A 17,515-nucleotide genomic window follows, 5' to 3' on the forward strand; every position below is an offset into this window, starting at 1 on the left:
ATGAGGCGCACAGGGCCAGTAAACAACGACAGCGGTTTTACGCTGATTGAGATACTTGTTGTCCTGGTTCTTGTGGGCCTGCTTGCTGCTCTGGCGGTTTTTACCATGGGAGGGAACTCCCAGCAGCGTGAGCTGCAAAATGAAGTGCGGGAGCTATACCTGTTAATGCAGACCGCATCAGAACAGGCAGTGTTGAATAATCTCGAGCATGGTTTGCTCTTTGAAGAAAACGGTTATCAGTTTGTTGCGTTTCAGGATGAATCCGGCGACTGGAAAGCTACAGGGGAGCGTATATTCCGAGCCAGAGACTTCCCAGATTGGTTGGTTGCCACCCGGTTTATCGAGAGTGACGCACCGAGGCTGGCGTCCGTTGAGGACAAACTAAGGCCCGATCTGGTGTTTTTCTCCAGTGGCGAAACCACGCCTTTTGAACTTGAGTTCACCATTGGTAGCCAGACGGACTACACCCACATTTTGGCATCGGATGGCATTTCTCCCATCGAGTGGCGCAAACCCGGCGATGAGGGTAGCGACCGATGAGGCCTCACACCCATGCCAAGCTCCCGAATTACGGCAAAGGCTTCACTCTCATTGAAGTGATGATCGCACTGCTGGTGTTCGGCCTGATCGCAACCGCTTCAGCGGAGGTGGCCAGTCAGTACATCTCCAGCTATGAGCGCATCCGGGACAAAACCCTTGCCGGGTGGCTAGCCGACAATCGCATGAACGAAATTCGCTTGGATAAAAGCCTGCCAGGCATATCCGAGAACTCTAAAGATAGAGACTACGGCCCTTACCGCTGGCAAGTGACCACGAAAGTCATGGCCACCGCCGAACCTAAAATGCGCCGTGTAGAAGTTGAAGTTGCTCGTTACCGGGACGGTAGTTCAAAGTCTTACCCGGTCCATACGCTCTCTGCTTTCGTAGGCCAAAAATGAGAGACGTTAAGGGCCTGCGGGGCTTTACGCTTCTTGAGGTGATGGTAGCCATAAGCATCACTGCGGTTATCGGCATCGGCGTCTGGCAGGTTTTAAATAATGTGATCGCTTCCCGAGATCGCGTGGATGAGCTTTCCGAAAGCTTCGATGGCCTGCAGAGGGCCATGCTCCTTATGGAGCGGGATATCATGCAGATTGTTAACCGATCCGCACGAGATATCTACGGTGATTTCAAGCCGGCATTAACGAGTCGCGAAGATGATTTTTCCCTTATGCTGACCCGGCAGGGTTGGCGTAATCCCCTCGGGATAAGGCGCAGTAGCTTGCAGCGGGTTGGCTGGGAATATACAGGCAGTGAACTGCGGCGGCGTTATTGGCCTACTGTGGACCAGGGTCAGGAGGACAACAGCCAGGACCTCCTGCTTCTGGATGGCGTTACCGCCTTTGATTTGCGGTTTATGAACGATCAGAACAGCTGGGAGCCGGAATGGCCCCCGGAACAAGCCATGGCTTCGTTAAGCCCCGGTACACGTCCGGAAATAGCCTTTCCTCTAGCGATAGAAATCACCCTGGAGCACGAGCGTTTTGGTGAGATCGTGCGAACCTTTGTGCTGCCCGACTTCGATCTTGAAGGTGCTCAGGGTCTTCTGGACCAGTTGAAGCAGGCGAACGACAAAGCAGCTGAAGAAGAAGCTGCGGGCACGTCGGGGCAAGGGGGGTAGAATGCTATGACTATGCACTCCTATGATTCGGGCCCGAACACCCAGCAGGGTGTTGCGCTGATTATGGTCCTGCTCGCCATGGCCCTGGTGGTCATGCTGGCATCCGGAATGAGCCAGCAACAAAATGTGCGGGTATTCAAAGCCGGCCATTACCTGGCACAGCAACAAGGCCAGAGTATTGCCTTGGGTGCGGAAGCATTCGCCAGGCAGATTCTGGTGAGGGATTTTGAAGAAGATAAAGAAGATAACCTGATGGTCGACAGCCTGGATGAATTCTGGGCCAAGAACGCCGCTATCCTGCCCCTCGATAACAATGGCGTAGCAGAGGTGCAGATAGACGACCTTGGAGGACGGATTAACCTGAATGATCTGGTTATTGGTAAGGGGCAGGTGGATCCGATAACCAAAGACCGCCTTGCCCGTTTGCTTGTGGCGCTGGGCATTACAGGCATTTCTGCGGATGCCCTGGTTGACTGGGTAGATCCTGACGACCAGACAATCAGTGCCTATGGCGCAGAAGACGGGCAATACCTTATGGCAGAGCCAGGTTACCGTGCGGCAAACCAGCCTTTTGTGAGCGTGTCTGAACTTCGCTTGATAGAAGGTATGACTGAAGAAATCTATGTCGCTTTGCGCCCCCATGTTACGGCCTTGCCGGTGAATGGGTTGGGCATCAATGTGAACACGGCAACGGCCGAAGTATTGATGTCGCTGTATGATGAATTGTCGTCTGCTCAGGCTGAGTCTATTGTTGAAAAGCGTGAAGAAAAGCGATTTGAAAATCTTCAGGATTTTCTCGCACTCCCGGAGCTTGCCGCATCTGGCCTGAAGCCCGTGGGATTGGGTTTGCAAACCCGTTTTTTTGAAGTTGTTTCACGGATTACCTACGATAACCGTGTTGTAAATATGGTGAGTACAGTTTTCCGTAATCAGGAAGGGATTGTCCGGACGGTTCACAGGGATACCGGACAGAAGAACCGAATTACCAAAGAACCCTACACCATCTCGGAAGGATAACCATGTCTTACCGCCTTTACGTGCGACCCTTAGCGCCCTTTGCGGACTCTGGAGAAAATCCGGAAGAACGCCTCTTCAACTGGGTACTTTATGATGCCGGTGGTGATGCACAGGCACAGGGTAGCCGTGATTTTCGTAGTACCATTGAACAGACGTTGAGTCAGAACGGGCTTGACGATGTTTTGCTTGTGGGGCTCATTCCAGGTGATGAAGCCCTGTTTTGTTTGGCGGATATTCCTGCCAAGCAAAGCCGGTTTATTAACCAGGCCCTGCCTTATGCGGTAGAAGAGCAGATAGCCCAGGATATAGACAGTGTGCATCTGGCGCTGGGCATGCACACACAAGAGGGGTACAGGGTCGCAGCGATTGATCGGGACAGAATGGCCCAATGGCTGGAACTTTTCAGGGGCTGGCCCCACACCAGGCTCGATGCCATATACCCCGATGCCGCATTGCTCCCGGTTACAGAAGAAGGATGGTCTATTTGCCTTGATGGAGAGTCGGCAATGATGGCCAGCTTCCGTGGGGAGTGGCTGAGCATGCAGTCGGCCAACCTTGGAATGTTTGCACAGACCCTGGCAATGCCACCTTCTGAAGACGTGGTTGCTGAAGTCCCCGTGGTCATCTATGGCACTGATACTGAATTTGACGAACAGCAGGCTGTGCTCGGTGAAATCATGGTGCCAGGGCGACTGTCCGTTCGCCGTGAATCGCTGGAACTGATGCCATTGGAGTTGCTTGCCCACGCTCACCATCACCACTTGTGTCGCCCCATCAACCTGTGCCAGCGTGATTTCTCGGTAAAAGGCGGCAAAGCAAGTCCGTTGAAGCCCTGGAAGCCCCTGATTGCAGTCGCGGCAGTCTGGTTTGTTGTGCAGTTGGCTTTGGAAGCCGGAATGGGCTTTTACTACCAGAAACAAGCTGACCAAATGCGGCAGCAGGCCATGTCGGTATACAGGAGTGCATTTCCTCAGGACCGAAGAACCCACGCGGGTAATGTAAAGCGGGTAATTGAAGGCCAGTTACGCATGGCGGGCTCAGACGGCCCGGGTGCTGACTTTGTCACTCTGATGAAGTACACCGGCCAGCAATACTCCAATGTTGCAGGCACAGGTACGGTGACGTTTAATTCCATTAACTACAGTCAGTCTCGAGGGGAATTGGTGGTTGATGTGCGGGCAGATAGCTACGATCGCTTGAGCACACTCAGAAATGGCCTTGCGAGTCAGGGACTGGATGCCAAAATAGGCTCAGTGGTGAACGAATCCAGTGGCGCCCGTGGCCGCCTCACAGTATCCGGAGGCTAAGGCCATGCTAACGAAACTGAAAGAACAGCCCGCCGTCGGAAAACTGATTGCACAGTACGATCAACTTCCCAAGCGTGATCAGCAGGCGCTTGTGGTTCTGGCGATTGCTGTGTTTCTCGGGATTCTGTATTTCGCAATTTGGAGTCCGGTTACCAGCTTTCACGATAAAGCGGCTGCCAGTAAAGAGAATGCTTCCGAATTGGTCGCCTGGATTCAAGCCAATGAGCCAGTTATCCGACGCTTGGGCAGCAGTGGCAGTAAACCGGCAGCAACCTCCGGAGATGTACCGGCCGATGGCCGCGCACTGATGGGCTTGGTAACCCGCTCGGCTAGGGATTCCGGCCTTACGCTGCAGCGCTTTGAACCTAGCGGTGACAGCGCCATTCGGGTTTGGTTGGAAGCCGCTCCTTACTCAGACGTTGCGGCATGGCTAGAAATGCTCAATGGCAAACACGGGGTTGTGATAGACCAGGCTGCGCTGGATCGTGGTAACGAGCCAGGCAAGGTGTCTGTTCGCCTGACATTGGCAATCTGATTCTGAATAACTTGGTTCCGGAGTGGTCTCGCCGGACAGGGGCAGGAGCAAAAATATGAGTGGCGATAACAAAAAAGAGTCGGATCCGGTTATTGTTCGGTTAGACATCAGTGCTTTGAATGAAGCCAGATCGATTCTGTATGATGCCTACCGGGATGAGCCAACGTTCCAATACCTGTTTAATCATCGTAAACCCGGTTATAAGCAGCGCGTTCGGGCAACCGTTCGTGAGCTTGTTGATTTGTACTTTGATCTGAATCAGGAATCGGTCGGCGTGATGGTTAATGATACCTTGGTCGCTGTGGCGTTTATCGGCGATCCGGATCTGAGGTTGAATCTGGCGAACCAGTTTAGCTGGCGAATTCGCATGGTTCTGACTGCAGGTTTTGCCTCTACTCGCAGATACCTGCACTATCACGAAAGGATACGTGCAATGTTACCTCAGCCACTGGCTCATCAGTTGCCATTGATGGGGGTTAACCCCAAGTACCAGAATCGTGGGTACGGGCGGCTCTTGCTACAAGCCGTTCAACGTTTGTGCGCAGAAAATCCTCGTGGAACAGGCTTGGTCCTCGATACGGGAAACAGTCGTTATCTGCCGTTTTATGAATCTGAAGGCTTCCGCAGCCTGGGAAAACTCCGTGTTGGAGGTTTTGAGGATCACATACTGTTCCGCGAGATCCATCCGGAAGCCAAGGTTGCCGCTAACCAAAATTAACGCCGTAATATGCAACAGGAGACAACGTGTCTGACAGCCTGGATTATGATCTGATTGTGATTGGTGCCGGTTCCGGCGGAGTGCGCCTTGCGCGTATGTCTGCCGGGCGTGGAGCGCGAGTAGCTGTAGTTGAGTCCCGTTATCTTGGCGGCACCTGCGTTAACGTTGGTTGCGTGCCTAAAAAGCTGTTTGTATATGGGGCTCATGTTCGCGACGACCTTGAGGATGCAGCAGGTTATGGCTGGGATATCCCGATGGACGGCGTCAGCTTTGACTGGCCAACACTTGTCGCCAACAAAAATGCTGAAATTGAAAGACTCAACGGAATTTATGGCCGCCTGCTTGAGAATGCTGGCGTTACCATCATTGAAGGCACCGCATCTATCAAGGATCCGAATACGGTTGTCGTAGGTGATAAGGAATACTCAACCAAGCACATAACTGTTGCAACGGGCAGCTGGCCAGTTGTTCCTGATATTCCAGGTAAGGACAGCATTCTTACATCGAATGAAATGTTCTATTTGCCGCAACTGCCCAAACAGGCTGTTGTTTGGGGCGGTGGCTACATTGCAGTTGAGTTCGCCGGTATTCTTGCAGGCCTTGGTGTGGAGACAACGCTCCTTTATCGGGGCGATCTGTTCCTTCGTGGGTTTGACAACGATGTGCGCAAATTTACTGAACAGGAAATGCGCAAGAAGGGCATTCGGCTCGAGTTTGGCGTAACAATTGAATCTGTTGAGCCTGAAAACTCCCACTACCGAGTCAAACTCAGTAATGGCGAGGTCATGGAGACTGGTCTTGTGATGGCGGCAACGGGCAGAAGGGCGCTGGTTGATGGCTTGGGCCTTACTGAGTTGGGCGTCGAACTTAATGCCTCTGGGCATGTGGTTGTAGACGATTACTTCCAAACCTCTGTGCCTTCAATAACCGCTCTGGGCGATGTGATTGGTACGCCACAGTTAACGCCGGTAGCGCTTGCACAGGCTATGGTTCTGTCCCGCAGAATGTTCGGAGACGGAAAGGGCGAGATGGATTACACCGCAATCCCGACTGCGGTTTTCTGCCAGCCAAATATCGGCACAGTGGGTCTGACAGAGGAAGAGGCGCGCGAAGCAGGGCATACCTTGAGAATCTACCGCTCAGAGTTCCGCCCCATGAAATACACACTCAGTGGCCGTGAAGAGCGCTGCCTGATGAAACTGGTTGTTGATGACGCAACAGATCGGGTTCTGGGGGCACACATGGTGGGGGCAGATGCAGGTGAAATCACTCAGGGGCTTGCCGTAGCCATCAAGGCTGGCGCAACCAAAGCCCAGTTTGATTCAACAATTGGCATTCACCCAACCTCCGCAGAAGAATTCGTCACCATGCGGGAGCCAGTCGCCTGATAGATACCATGGGCCCAGGGACGGGCTTATATACCGATTGTTTTTTCGGGCTGCTCACAGCAGTGTTACCCAGCGCCCCAGCACTTCCCGAAGATTTTCCTTCCGTACAGGTTTGGACAGGTAGTCGTCCATGCCACTTTCATGGCAGTTTTGTTTCGTGCCGGGCAGAACATCTGCGGTTAGTGCAATTACTGGCGTTCTGCCAACACCGTTAGCAGTCTCCCATTCCCGGATATAGCGTGTCGTTTCATAGCCATCCATGACTGGCATCTGGCAGTCCATGAGGATGACATCAAAGCCTTGGTGGCTGGCATGAACTTTTTCCAATGCTTCCTGCCCGTTGGTGACGGCTTCCGTATCAAATCCAAGACGATTTAACAGTGCTACCGCCACCCGCTGGTTTACCGGGTTATCCTCAACGACCAAGGCACGCCTGGAAAGAGGTGTCTCCACATGTAATACAGATTCAGGTTCAATTGATAAGGTTGCTGTAGAGGCGACTTCAAGAGGTAACTCAAATCGAAATGACGAGCCTTCCCCATGATGTGATTCCACCTGGATATGACCACCGAGTAGCTCCACCAGCCTTTGAACAAGAGACAGCCCAATACCGGCGCCACCGAAACTTCGGGCATCTCCACCCTCGAGTTGTTGGAAAGTACTGAACATGTCTGTAACGCGGCCGTTGGGAATACCGCTTCCCGAATCGCTAACGGAACAGTTGATAATGATGCAGCCGTCCTCAACTCCAAAGCACCCTAGCTGTACGTTAACAAAACCGTCGGTGGTGAATTTGATTGCGTTATCAAGCAGGCACGCGAGAATCTGACGAATCCGGGGTGCATCCCCTTTTACCATAGGTGTTTCGGGCCAGTCCCCGTAAAAGTTAAGGGTTAATGCTAATCCCTGTTCTTCTGCCAAGTGGCGATACGATGCAACGCAATTTGTAACAAGCGTGTGCAGATTGAACGGCTGATGGTCTACCACGATACCGCCGCTATCCATATGGGAGTAATCAAGAATGTCGCTGATAACTGTTAAGAGGTCTTCCGTTGACTGCCTTGCGGTCTTCAAAAAATCACGCTGCCTCGGGCTCAGGGTTTCTTCCTGAACAAGATCTATCATGCCCAGGACTCCATTTAACGGAGTGCGAAGTTCATGGCTCATTGTTGCCAAAAACTCGGATTTTGCCTGGCTTGCGGTTTCCGCTTTTTCACGGGCCCGCTCAGATATCGCCAGTGTCTGATCTCTCGAAGCTTTCAATGATTCAAGATGCTCGGCCAGTTGGTTTAACTGCTGTTCAATCGCAACCAACTCCCGGGAATTTTTACGTCTGTTCACTTTGCTCAAGCGATAATCGCCCTCGATAAGGCGATTGATGCGTCCCGACACCTCAGTAATCGGGGAGAGAATCGTATTCAACGTATGCTTTATGATCAGAATGCTGAATAGCAATAAAGACAAGCCTACCGTTAGCGACGACCAGAGGATATCGTTTCGTCGTTCTATCAGGGCGTTGCTACTCACACCAACCATAACTGTGCCGACCCGCAGCGCTCCGGAACTGAGGCCAAACTCGGGCTCAAACCACAGCGTTGGGCGATCGGTTTCAAATTCCAGAGGGTTCTGCAGTATTTCTGCCTGATATATCTGAAATTCGCTCGACTTATCCCCGGGTTCGCTGTCAAGGGAGTTGACGTAACCGATCTGTTCGCCGGTCACGTCCACCACGCGAATCCAGTCTGCCCTGCTGTGCCGGATCGACTGGGAAAGTATTTCCTGCAGCGCCTGAGTGTTGCCGGATACAACGGCGTATTCCAGAGAAGGGGCCAAGGTATCAGCCAGGAGCTGATTGCTGTCCGAGAGATCGCGCCTGGCGTCATCCAGACGGGCGGAAGTAAAAAAGCCCATGAAGGTAATGAACATCACGACGGAAGGGAGCGCACCTAGTAGTAGGAGCTTGCGAGCCAAAGGCGTGTTGATGGGCTGCTTACTCATCACCTTGTCCTCCATGGCTGTCTAAGCGTAGTTCTACGTTTTGGATGATCTGCTCTTGTGTAGCCAGTGGAATGTTCAGTGAGCGAGCAACCTGTTCGTTGATATCAACCCGAAATTGGGGAGGATAACCCGGGTCTGGAAACCTTCCGGTTTCGAAGAATGTCTGTAGATGCCCCCCTGCCATCTCTACCATGGCGGGGAAGGATGCGTAGCCAGAGGCAAGGGAACCCGCTTTGACATAAGCTTGGCTCGGACCTATCACAATTCTGTTTCGGCGATAGGCTGTAAGCAGAACGTGCTTCATGGTTCTGGGGTTATAGATTGTGCGGTCTGGCGCAGCCAGCAAAAAATCGCCATAGCTTAGCGCTCTGTTAAGTGTAGAGATGAGCTGTTTGTCATCATCCACTACGAAAAGTTGTGCCTCGAGGTTGTAAGCTGGAAGTTCATCAATGAGCGTATCGTATAGCTCTGCCGTACCAGCAGTCGCAATCAATGCGATACGCGTAGCTTGAGGGAGAATAGCTTTGCCAATAAGTGCTTGCCTGAGTAACGGAGCACCGTGGTAGATACCGGAAATCTGCCCTGATGAGCGGCGAGCGAACCCGCCCAGGAAATCTGGCTCTACGAGCAGAGCTAACACAGGGGCTTGACGGTTCACTTGTCGTATTCGTGAAAATGCACCAGGCCCCAAGGTGACAATTGGGCCGTCGTCAGTCTGCGCCGCTTGTTCGTCCGTAACAGGCACCAGTTGGTGCTGTCCGCCGAGTGTTTGTTCAAGGAGGCCTTGGATATGACTATCCAGAGCCAGGTTTCCAGAGCTGGCCAGATACACGGGTGAAGGGTCTTGGGCGAGGGCAGTAGGGGTGGCGGAGAAAATGGTGGCTGCTATCAGGGTGCAAAGCAACGCAGTTGCAGTCAGGGACTTAGCTGCCTGCATTGCTGCGCGTCTTATGACTTGCCCCTTTTGTTTCATACCATCCCAGGCCAGAAATCGTCCCTGATTAACGATCAGAAACGTATACCCGCTTCAACGAAGAGTTGATTGGGATCCGCAATATTGTTGGCGCTGCTCATATCCGGTTCTTCGTTTATGTAGTGTTGCATGGTGAGCGCAAGTTCCGCTGAGTAGCGCGGTTGAAAAAACCGCTTTGCCAATCGGAAATCGATGCGCTCAAACCGGGAGCTCCGAAACTTGTCCGCCCAGTAGTATGCGGAAGAGCCCCTGATGCCAAATGGCAGATCCTGAATAAGTGCCAGGCTGCCTGAGTGTCTGGCCGACATGCGGCCAAGCAAGTCAACATTGTATTCCTGGCGAGCTGGGTCGGGGTTGCCATTTTCATCACGAATGACCGGGCCTGTATACCAGCCATCCTGCTCAAGATAGCCATAACTTGCCCTGAATGTTGTTCCTGGGAACTCAAGTGACGCCTCAATTTCAACGCCCTCCTGATCCAGTGCCACGTTGTTATCAATGGTCCAATCCTTAAACTGGATAACGCCGCTAATCATATCCCGGAGTTCGTCCTTGAATAAGCGAACCTCCAGGGACAGTTGACCTGTCTCCATAGGAAACTGCCCGAAGTAGCTGATTTCTCTCGATACTATCGTCTCTTCTTTGAGCGTTTCCCCGAGTGTTACGTAGGAGTAGTGCTTCCATACATCAGTACTATTTACCCGGTACCCCTCGTATCCCGCATACTTTGCGGGCTCAACATTTCTAAGTGTATATCCATAATCCGGGTTTTGCTCAAACCCGTCGGGCGTGCGAACTGCTTTTGAGAAAACGAACCTGAGTGCGTGGTTATTGCCAAGGATGAAGTTCGCCGCAACCCGGGGTGAAAAATAACCTTCATCCGTTGTCGTTGTGCGCTCCCAGTTACCGCCACCATTCAAAGTGAGCCAGGTGGTCGGTGAGTATTCAAGATTACCAAACACCCTGGATTGGTGGTTGTTACCCCGGCCATTAAAGTAGGTTTCAGAACGATAGGTGTCTTCCCGGAAGCCAATGCCAGTTACCAGCTTAAGATCGTCACTAAATAAAAGCGTGTCTTGTAGTTCCAGTTCAAACCGGGAGTCTTCTGAATCTGCGTTAACTTCCGCCGTTAACGGGATGCCTCCGGGGCTTCCGGGGAAACACAGGCCTTTGTTGGCCTTTAAAAAAAGGAGGTCACCATTGGCAAGGCAGTCCACGGCTGTTTCCGGTAGTTCAATGGGCCACTGCTGTCTGCGGTCATAGTTCTCGAAGCTCGCCAGAATATGAAAGAAGTGATTGTTTGAGGGTGTAAAGTTAAGCTGCGTCTGGAGGTAATAGTCCCGCAGATCAATATCTGGATGACCGACAGCTTCCAGTTCTCCGCTTCTGTCCTTGTCTTGCTCGTTTACGCCATCTACGACACCCAGTCGAATATCAGCGTTAAACCCGGAGTTTACCTTCAGGCGGGAAGAATAATTAAACGAGTTGATATTATGTCCGTCATGAAATGGCTCCGGATCAGGGCCTCCGCTTTGGTAATCAAAGCCATCAAATTTTCGCTTCTCAAAGGCAAGCCGCCAGTCGTAACTATCATTGGCATCACCAACCGAGGCAAAGGTGCGAACGTAGTTTCTGGAGCCCCGAATGGCTCGTATCTCGACACCAGAGGTGTCGGCGGGGTTTCTGGTGATAATGTTGATGGTGCCTAAAAAGGCGTTAATTCCATATGCTGCTGAGTTAGGCCCCCGGCTTACCTCTATTCGCTCGATGAGTTCCAGCGGCACCGGCATGGTTTGCCAGTCCATGTCAGACAGTGTTGCGCGATGCGCTGTCCGACCATCAACCAGGACCTGCATGCGCCGCTGTTCGTAATGAACCGTGCCGTGATATGTGGTGACAGGGGAGTTGCTGCCAACCTCAGCCACAACCATGCCGGGAACCAGCCGAAATACCTCAACAAGGTTCATAATGCCAAGATCACGGATCATTTCGCCTTCAATGACCGTCGTGGTGCCTGGAACCCGAGTTTTGGGTTGTCTGAGCCGGGTGGTTGTTAAAACTTCTGGAATCTCGTCGTTAAACCCGTAGAAGCCAGCCAATTGAGCATCACCATCCGGGGATTGGGCGGCAGTATCCATTGACACCAATGAAACGGCAGTCGCCAAAACCATTACCGTCACGTTTGTGCGGTAAAAAGCGGTGGGCCGAAAGGCGGTTTTGTCGAAATTCGTAACGGACATGGGTGTCGTTCTATAATCTGCCGAGTAGAAGGTAAAACGTCGTTTTTTGTATGTTTTAGCTATCGTATTTGACTACACGATGATTGTCTCTCAAAAACGTAATGAATCGATAGGTTTGGAATATGCCTGATAAGAATTTAAGCCTGGTTGATCGTGATCTTGATGCCTCGGAAGGGCAGGTCGTCCGTGAGGTTATGATCCAGATCAAGGCGCTTTTGAATGATCCGGCTAGAAGCCGGGATGCAGGCATATGGAAGGCTATTCTTCGTGAGCCACCTGCTGATCAGGCGCTGTTGCGGCGGGAGCTTGGCCGACAACTGGAGCCGCAGCTTCGGCCTATGGCCGAAAACGGCAGTCTTCCTCCCCCGGTTGTTATCTTTTTGGCGGAGTGGTTTGAATGGCAAAGTCTTCAGGAAATAGCAATCCAGGATGAGGAGCGCCGATACCCTGACCCGGAGCCGGGCCAGGAGCATATGGATGAAGACGCACCGCAAATGGTTAACTTCTGGCCGGCCGTTATAGGTTGGATCATCGGGCTTGTAGTGCTTGCCACAATATTTGGAGGTATGGGTGGCGGCTGAAGAGGCAGCCGCCTATTGTGATTCGCCTGGTAATTTCGACTCGGCAATTTTGTCACGATACTTTTGTGCCAGTATGGCGCCAATAATAACCTGGACCTGGTTGTAGCACATAATCGGCAATACGATCATCCCAAAGCCGGGGTGTCCGGAAAATAGCACTTTGGCCATGGGCAGCCCCGAAGCCAGGCTCTTTTTTGAGCCGCAGAAAACTACCGCAGCTTCGTCCTCCAGACTGAGCCCGAACCGCCGCACCATAAAGCGTGCAAAGAACATAAACAGAGCCAGCAACCCGATACACAGCAGTATGGTGAGAACAATAGCTTTCAGCGGCAGGTTTTGCCAAAGACCACTTTCCACGGAATGGGAGAAGGCGGAATACACGATCAGCCAGATCACACACTTGTCGTAGCGCGCCATCAGATGTTCATTCCGGCCCAGAAATCCTCCCAACATGGGGCGCATGGCGTGGCCGACAGCAAAGGGCAGCAGTAGCTGCAGAACGATATCTTTCAGGGCTTCGCCCACCGCAAAATCCCCGCTACCAGCAGAGCTTACCAATAGGAGTAGCAGAAAGGGCGTCAGCATCATTCCGAATACGTTCGATGCTGCAGCGCTGCATATAGCCGCCGGTACGTTACCGCGGGCCAAAGCTGTATATGCAATGGATGAAGACACGGCAGATGGCAATACACCCAGATACAAAAAGCCAAGCCCAAGGTCTGGGGGCATCCATGAAGGTGCGAAGTTGCTCATGCCGTTAATGGGGAGCACGACCAGAGGGAAGAAGCCAAAGGTAAGCGCGGTGATGAGTATGTGCAGTCGCCAGTGAGATGCCCCATCGACGATTTGTTGTCGTGATAATGCTGCTCCATGGAAGAAAAAGAGCAGGGCAACGGCAACTGTCCCTGCCACCGCCAATAACTCTCCGACAACGCCGGTGGCCGGCAAAAATGAAGCAAGGGCAACAGCGCCCAGTAACATAATGGTAAATGTGTCTGGCCGGAATTTCATGGTCACGTGCCCCTCTTTCGTAGGGCCTGAAGGCTGGGGGAGAGGAGTGCCCGGGCAAGTTTCTCCGCTTTGTCCGAATCCTGACGGCGAACGGCCGCAAGAAGTAGTTCGTGATCTTCCTGGGAGGGCTCCGGAAGGTCTGCGTCGCTTTCGGTGCGCTCGATTGTCTGAGTTATTGCGTGGGAGAAGTAATCGTAAAGTTCCGAAAGCGCCGAGTTATGGGACGCGGCCACAAGCGCGTGGTGGAAAGCCTCATCGTGACGAATGCGCTCTTGCAAATTCGAATCGGCCTTGCCTCTGGCATCCAGTGCCATGGTCATGGCACGAACGTCCTGGTCAGTGCGCCGTTGTGCCGCCAGTTTTGCGGCTTCGGTCTCCAGCATAATCCGAACTTCAAGCTGATCGGTTAGCTGGGTGCGGGCGATCCTCTTGAGGGTTTCACCGGCGTCCCGGGTGGCTCTCACATAGGTGCCGTCTCCCTGTCGGGTTTCAAGCATACCGACATGAGCGAGCACTCGTACCGCTTCTCGCACCGTGTTGCGACTGACACCAAGGGCTTCTGAAAGCTCAGCTTCCACCGGAAGCTTGTCGCCGACCAACCATTGTTCCGTTTCTATCGCGTGCCTCAAGCTTTCTATAGCGGTCTCTACCAGAGAGCCTTTTTGAATTTTTTTGAGCATTGTGGGTCATCCCTTCAGCTGATCATAGAATCATCCTATGAATCAGTTGTCGATGCAAATGCATTAGCAAGGAAATCACAAACACCAAGAGACGGTGCAAAGCGCCGCTCTTGTTGAGTATGCCAAAAGCCGGGGGTTACCCGGCTGATTTAAGGAGTTGGTAGTCCGCCGGGTTAACGTTACGAGTGGCAAGACGATAGGAGAAGGTAAACCCCGGCCAGTTCAGTGTGTTTTTGCCATTGGCATCAAGATACCAGGATGAGCAGCCGGAGCTCCACACGCTGCCTTCAAGATCTTTCTGAATGGTGCTGGAATAGCTCTCTACCCGGTGTTGATGGACATCCATGGCCGCACCCGGATGCTCTTGTAGCACCTTCAGGCAGCCAAGAATGTACTGAAACTGTGATTCGAGCATGTAGAGAATGGAGTTATGGGCCAGATTTGTGTTGGGTCCATACAGTATGAACAAGTTTGGAAAACCCGATACAGTGATGCCTTTAAACGCTGTCGCACCATTCTTCCAGGCTTCGTTCAGTGTCACGCCGCCGCGCCCGGTAACACGAATCGGAGACAGAAATTCAGAAGCACGAAACCCGGTACCAAAAATGATGACATCAACCGGGTAATGTTTACCCGATTGCGTTTGAACGCCAGTCGCATCTACTTTGGCAATGGGGTCTGTAACGAGATCCAGGTTGGATCGATTGATGGCCGGATACCAATCGTTGGAAATCAGAATGCGCTTACAGCCAATCTGGTAATCCGGAATGATCTGTTTCCGTTTCCCGGGATCGCTAATGTGCTTGCGCGCTTCTTTTTTGGCCTGCAAAGCCAATACTTTCAACAGGCTGCTGAACCCCGTGAAGGCGAGGCCTCGGCTTTCATTCTTCCAATAGATCAGGTATCGGTACAGCCTGTCCCATGCAGGAACAGCTTTGAACAGGTTTTGCTCCCAGGTTTTAAAAGGCCTGTCAGGCTTTGGGACTACCCAGGCAGCAGAACGCTGGAAGAGCGCGAGCGATTTCACCTCACGGGCAATCTCGGGCACAAACTGGATGGCGCTGGCGCCCGTGCCGATAACCGCAACCCGCTTGTTTTTGAGATCGTAATCGTGATTCCAGCGAGCGGAGTGAAAGGAGGTGCCTTTGAACGCTTCCATGCCGTCAATATTGGGTGACGCCGGCTGATTAAGTTGGCCGGTGGCTGAAATGACAACCTGTGCTTGCAGTTTTTCGCCGCTTGTCAGCGTGAGGATCCAGTGGTTATGCGCCTCGTCAAACACGGCTTCCGCCACCTCACAGTTGAAGCGGATCTGTTCACTCAGCCCATACTTTTCAACGCAGTGTTCCATATAGCCAAGGAGTTCGTGTTGCAGCCCGAATTTTCGTGACCAGTCGTGCTTTGGCTCGAAAGAATAGGAGTAAAAGTGGGACTGCACATCACATGCTGCACCGGGGTAGGTATTGTCGCGCCAGGTTCCGCCAACCCGATCGGCTTTTTCCAGCAAAGTGACATTGGTGAATCCGGCCTTGTTTAGCTGGATAGCCATGCCTATTCCGCCAAACCCTGTTCCGATTATGATGACAGAGGGTTGTGTGTTGCTGTTTTTGTTGGCCATACCCGTGATATCCAGTCTTGTGAAAATAATGACGCCTTGTTCACTATATGTGTCTATTGCCACCCAAGTCATGGCTTTTTGTGCCAGATTTGGTGGCAGTAAACGCCAGGTCTCACGTTCTCAGGGGTAGTTTTACTGACCCCAAAAACCATCAAGCCGCACTTCCCAGGGAGGCGCGGCTTGATAGATAGGGCTTGTAAGGGGAAAGAGCTATTCTTGGGTAGCGTTGAGCAAATCCGGTTTTTTCAGGGCTCTCTGGAACAGATCTTTATCCTCGGCTATGGCCATGGCGCACTTTTCCGCCAAGTCGTCGCCCAGTCCTTCTACTTTTCGGGCCAGATAAACCTGAATTTCTTCCGCCAACTCCAGGATCTTATCTCTGGCATCGGCATCCGCCTTTGATGTGAAAAGCATGGTCTCAGGATTTTTTAATGCCATATCCAGGCCGTCCCTATCGGAAAAATAGACTGCTTGTACCGCCATGGTCATTCCTCGCAGTGAATGTCTAATTTACTGTATAGGTATACAGTGTATCCGACTTGCCCGGAGAAATACACTCAATCGGGGAGAAGCAACCCATTTACTCACGCTCTACGGGGCGATCTGGACGAATTTCCGGATAAAGCGACTCGAACAATGGCTTCAAGCCCTTGGCTTCATCAACAAACAATTGAAGGTGCGGGAAGGGTATTTCGATGCCAGCCTCATCGAGCGTCTCTTTGATCTGCTCCAACACTTCGGCCATGATGCCGGGCTGAACATCCAGATTATCTGGAGTAATCCATATTTTTACTTCCAGGTCTACTGAGGAGTCGCCCAGATTTTTAAGCACTACCCGTGGCTCCATGCCCGGAGATTGCAAAACCTCCGGGTGCGCCAAAAGTACCGGCATAATGATATCTCTGGCGGCCTTGGCAGACTCTTTGTAAGCAATGCCGACAGGGATGTTCAGCCTTGTAGCGCCTTCTGCGCTGTAATTCACAATCTCTGAAGACGCCACGCTGTCGTTGGGAATCATGGTGAATATGTTGTCGCGAGTCCGCAGCCAGGTGGTGCGCAGGGCAATCTTCACCACCTTGCCATCCTGGCCATTAATTGTGACCCAGTCGCCAATGCGAAATGGCCGCTCAATCAATAAGGTGATACCAGCGATGAAGTTTGACAGCGTCGACTGAGCCGCAAACCCTACAGCAATGCCCACAATACCCAAGCCAGCAACAATCGACAGCAGGTCAAAACCGAATTGCGCAAGAATGGTGACCACTGCAAAGGTCGCCATCACCACAGACAACACATTGCCCGCTAACTGTTGGATAGATGCATCTAACTGGTTGCGACGCAAGGTTTCGGTGGTCAGACGACGGCTAACCAGCCATGCTACGTAGAAGCTCAGCGCTAACAGACCCGCTCTGGATGCCGCCTTTAGAAACTCAACCCCAGCTCCAAATTGCGCCAGTATTATCAGTAGCGCACCCAGCCCGGCAAGATAACGCAAACCGCTCCTACCGTGCCTGAACATCGGGCTCTTTACATTGCGCTTTCCGACTACCAATCGAACAAGCCCAATCACCACCAGGTAGGCGCCCAAAAACAAAGCCAAATACAGAGTCGAAATCACGGCTTGGCTGAACACATAAGCGCCAACTTCACGCCAAGCCACCTCATGGCCGCCAAAGGCGTTTAGTGTGTCACCAAGGTTTTTCTTTATTTGCTCAGCCACGGCTGCCATGAATTCGACCATCAATCCTGTCCTTTGCCAAAAAGAGAGCGGAGTGCTTTCGAATTATAG

General features: G+C 52.3%; 16 protein-coding genes and 1 pseudogene. 9 read left to right on the forward strand and 8 right to left on the reverse strand.

Annotated features, from left to right (window positions below; all coding sequences use genetic code 11):
* From gspH to gorA, 8 genes are read left to right on the forward strand one after another with little or no spacing between them, the layout of a single operon-like run.
* Window positions 1–540 (forward strand): type II secretion system minor pseudopilin GspH, encoded by a 540-nt coding sequence (gspH, locus tag FFI61_RS14760; RefSeq protein WP_200204670.1) that lies wholly within the window; start codon window positions 1–3, stop codon window positions 538–540.
* Complete coding sequence (gene gspI / locus FFI61_RS14765; protein ID WP_200371404.1) at window positions 537–938, forward strand: type II secretion system minor pseudopilin GspI; 402 nt, start codon at window positions 537–539, stop codon at window positions 936–938. The genes gspH and gspI overlap by 4 nt, the downstream gene beginning before the upstream one ends.
* On the forward strand, window positions 935–1,660 hold the full coding sequence (gspJ, locus tag FFI61_RS14770) for a type II secretion system minor pseudopilin GspJ (protein WP_200371406.1): 726 nt from the start codon (window positions 935–937) through the stop codon (window positions 1,658–1,660). The genes gspI and gspJ overlap by 4 nt, the downstream gene beginning before the upstream one ends.
* 6 nt (window positions 1,661–1,666) lie before the next feature.
* The gene (gene gspK, locus FFI61_RS14775) at window positions 1,667–2,677 is read left to right on the forward strand and encodes a type II secretion system minor pseudopilin GspK (protein ID WP_227714940.1); all 1,011 of its coding nucleotides are present in this window, start codon (window positions 1,667–1,669) and stop codon (window positions 2,675–2,677) included.
* Window positions 2,678–2,679: 2 nt separating this feature from the next.
* Complete coding sequence (gene gspL / locus FFI61_RS14780; RefSeq protein WP_200371408.1) at window positions 2,680–3,984, forward strand: type II secretion system protein GspL; 1,305 nt, start codon at window positions 2,680–2,682, stop codon at window positions 3,982–3,984.
* A 4-nt stretch (window positions 3,985–3,988) separates the two neighbouring features.
* Complete coding sequence (gene gspM / locus FFI61_RS14785; RefSeq protein WP_200371410.1) at window positions 3,989–4,519, forward strand: type II secretion system protein GspM; 531 nt, start codon at window positions 3,989–3,991, stop codon at window positions 4,517–4,519.
* Window positions 4,520–4,574: 55 nt separating this feature from the next.
* On the forward strand, window positions 4,575–5,237 hold the full coding sequence (locus FFI61_RS14790; RefSeq protein ID WP_200204665.1) for a GNAT family N-acetyltransferase: 663 nt from the start codon (window positions 4,575–4,577) through the stop codon (window positions 5,235–5,237).
* A gap of 26 nt (window positions 5,238–5,263) precedes the next feature.
* Window positions 5,264–6,625, forward strand: a complete 1,362-nt coding sequence (gene gorA / locus FFI61_RS14795) for a glutathione-disulfide reductase (protein WP_200371412.1) — start codon at window positions 5,264–5,266, stop codon at window positions 6,623–6,625.
* A gap of 54 nt (window positions 6,626–6,679) precedes the next feature.
* Here gorA and FFI61_RS14800 read toward each other — a convergent pair whose 3' ends face one another.
* The 3 genes from FFI61_RS14800 to FFI61_RS14810 all read right to left on the reverse strand — a co-directional run bounded on the left by FFI61_RS14800 (window position 6,680) and on the right by FFI61_RS14810 (window position 11,836).
* Entirely contained in the window at window positions 6,680–8,623 is a 1,944-nt protein-coding gene (locus FFI61_RS14800) for a response regulator (protein WP_200371414.1), read from the reverse strand.
* Window positions 8,616–9,560: an ABC transporter substrate-binding protein gene (locus FFI61_RS14805; protein ID WP_227714941.1), complete on the reverse strand. Its 945-nt coding sequence runs from the start codon at window positions 9,558–9,560 to the stop codon at window positions 8,616–8,618. The genes FFI61_RS14800 and FFI61_RS14805 overlap by 8 nt, the downstream gene beginning before the upstream one ends.
* Before the next feature lie 71 nt (window positions 9,561–9,631).
* Window positions 9,632–11,836 carry a TonB-dependent receptor plug domain-containing protein gene (locus FFI61_RS14810; protein ID WP_310966204.1) on the reverse strand — a complete coding sequence of 735 codons (2,205 nt, stop codon included), beginning with the start codon at window positions 11,834–11,836 and terminating at the stop codon, window positions 9,632–9,634.
* 167 nt (window positions 11,837–12,003) lie between these two features.
* Between FFI61_RS14810 and FFI61_RS14815 the strand changes: the two are divergent.
* Window positions 12,004–12,417: pseudogene (locus FFI61_RS14815) on the forward strand (J domain-containing protein); the annotation flags it as partial.
* A gap of 12 nt (window positions 12,418–12,429) precedes the next feature.
* Here the strand turns inward: FFI61_RS14815 and FFI61_RS14820 are convergent.
* The 5 genes from FFI61_RS14820 to FFI61_RS14840 form a co-directional block, all read right to left on the reverse strand.
* Window positions 12,430–13,428, reverse strand: coding sequence for a bile acid:sodium symporter family protein (locus tag FFI61_RS14820; RefSeq protein ID WP_200371516.1), 999 nt, complete (start codon window positions 13,426–13,428; stop codon window positions 12,430–12,432).
* 2 nt (window positions 13,429–13,430) lie between these two features.
* Window positions 13,431–14,108, reverse strand: coding sequence for a FadR/GntR family transcriptional regulator (locus FFI61_RS14825; RefSeq protein ID WP_200204660.1), 678 nt, complete (start codon window positions 14,106–14,108; stop codon window positions 13,431–13,433).
* A 136-nt stretch (window positions 14,109–14,244) separates the two neighbouring features.
* Entirely contained in the window at window positions 14,245–15,726 is a 1,482-nt protein-coding gene (locus FFI61_RS14830) for a flavin-containing monooxygenase (protein ID WP_200371418.1), read from the reverse strand.
* Window positions 15,727–15,936: 210 nt separating this feature from the next.
* Window positions 15,937–16,209 (reverse strand): YebG family protein, encoded by a 273-nt coding sequence (locus FFI61_RS14835; protein ID WP_200204658.1) that lies wholly within the window; start codon window positions 16,207–16,209, stop codon window positions 15,937–15,939.
* Window positions 16,210–16,306: 97 nt separating this feature from the next.
* Window positions 16,307–17,467, reverse strand: coding sequence for a mechanosensitive ion channel family protein (locus FFI61_RS14840; RefSeq protein ID WP_200371420.1), 1,161 nt, complete (start codon window positions 17,465–17,467; stop codon window positions 16,307–16,309).
* Window positions 17,468–17,515: the final 48 nt, after the last annotated feature.

The sequence above is a fragment of the Marinobacter sp. DY40_1A1 genome (assembly GCF_016597815.1).
Classification (GTDB): Bacteria; Pseudomonadota; Gammaproteobacteria; order Pseudomonadales; family Oleiphilaceae; genus Marinobacter; species Marinobacter xiaoshiensis.

Bases quoted from the DNA above. Each gene is read 5' to 3' on its own strand.
- FFI61_RS14820 (WP_200371516.1), bottom strand. From the start codon at position 13,428: ATGAAATTCCGGCCAGACACATTTACCATTATGTTACTGGGCGCTGTT.
- FFI61_RS14825 (WP_200204660.1), bottom strand. From the start codon at position 14,108: ATGCTCAAAAAAATTCAAAAAGGCTCTCTGGTAGAGACCGCTATAGAA.
- FFI61_RS14790 (WP_200204665.1), top strand. From the start codon at position 4,575: ATGAGTGGCGATAACAAAAAAGAGTCGGATCCGGTTATTGTTCGGTTA.
- gspL (WP_200371408.1), top strand. From the start codon at position 2,680: ATGTCTTACCGCCTTTACGTGCGACCCTTAGCGCCCTTTGCGGACTCT.
- gspH (WP_200204670.1), top strand. From the start codon at position 1: ATGAGGCGCACAGGGCCAGTAAACAACGACAGCGGTTTTACGCTGATT.
- gspI (WP_200371404.1), top strand. From the start codon at position 537: ATGAGGCCTCACACCCATGCCAAGCTCCCGAATTACGGCAAAGGCTTC.
- FFI61_RS14810 (WP_310966204.1), bottom strand. From the start codon at position 11,836: ATGTCCGTTACGAATTTCGACAAAACCGCCTTTCGGCCCACCGCTTTT.
- gspM (WP_200371410.1), top strand. From the start codon at position 3,989: ATGCTAACGAAACTGAAAGAACAGCCCGCCGTCGGAAAACTGATTGCA.
- FFI61_RS14835 (WP_200204658.1), bottom strand. From the start codon at position 16,209: ATGGCGGTACAAGCAGTCTATTTTTCCGATAGGGACGGCCTGGATATG.
- FFI61_RS14840 (WP_200371420.1), bottom strand. From the start codon at position 17,467: ATGGTCGAATTCATGGCAGCCGTGGCTGAGCAAATAAAGAAAAACCTT.
- FFI61_RS14800 (WP_200371414.1), bottom strand. From the start codon at position 8,623: ATGAGTAAGCAGCCCATCAACACGCCTTTGGCTCGCAAGCTCCTACTA.
- gspJ (WP_200371406.1), top strand. From the start codon at position 935: ATGAGAGACGTTAAGGGCCTGCGGGGCTTTACGCTTCTTGAGGTGATG.
- gspK (WP_227714940.1), top strand. From the start codon at position 1,667: ATGACTATGCACTCCTATGATTCGGGCCCGAACACCCAGCAGGGTGTT.
- FFI61_RS14805 (WP_227714941.1), bottom strand. From the start codon at position 9,560: ATGCAGGCAGCTAAGTCCCTGACTGCAACTGCGTTGCTTTGCACCCTG.
- FFI61_RS14830 (WP_200371418.1), bottom strand. From the start codon at position 15,726: ATGGCCAACAAAAACAGCAACACACAACCCTCTGTCATCATAATCGGA.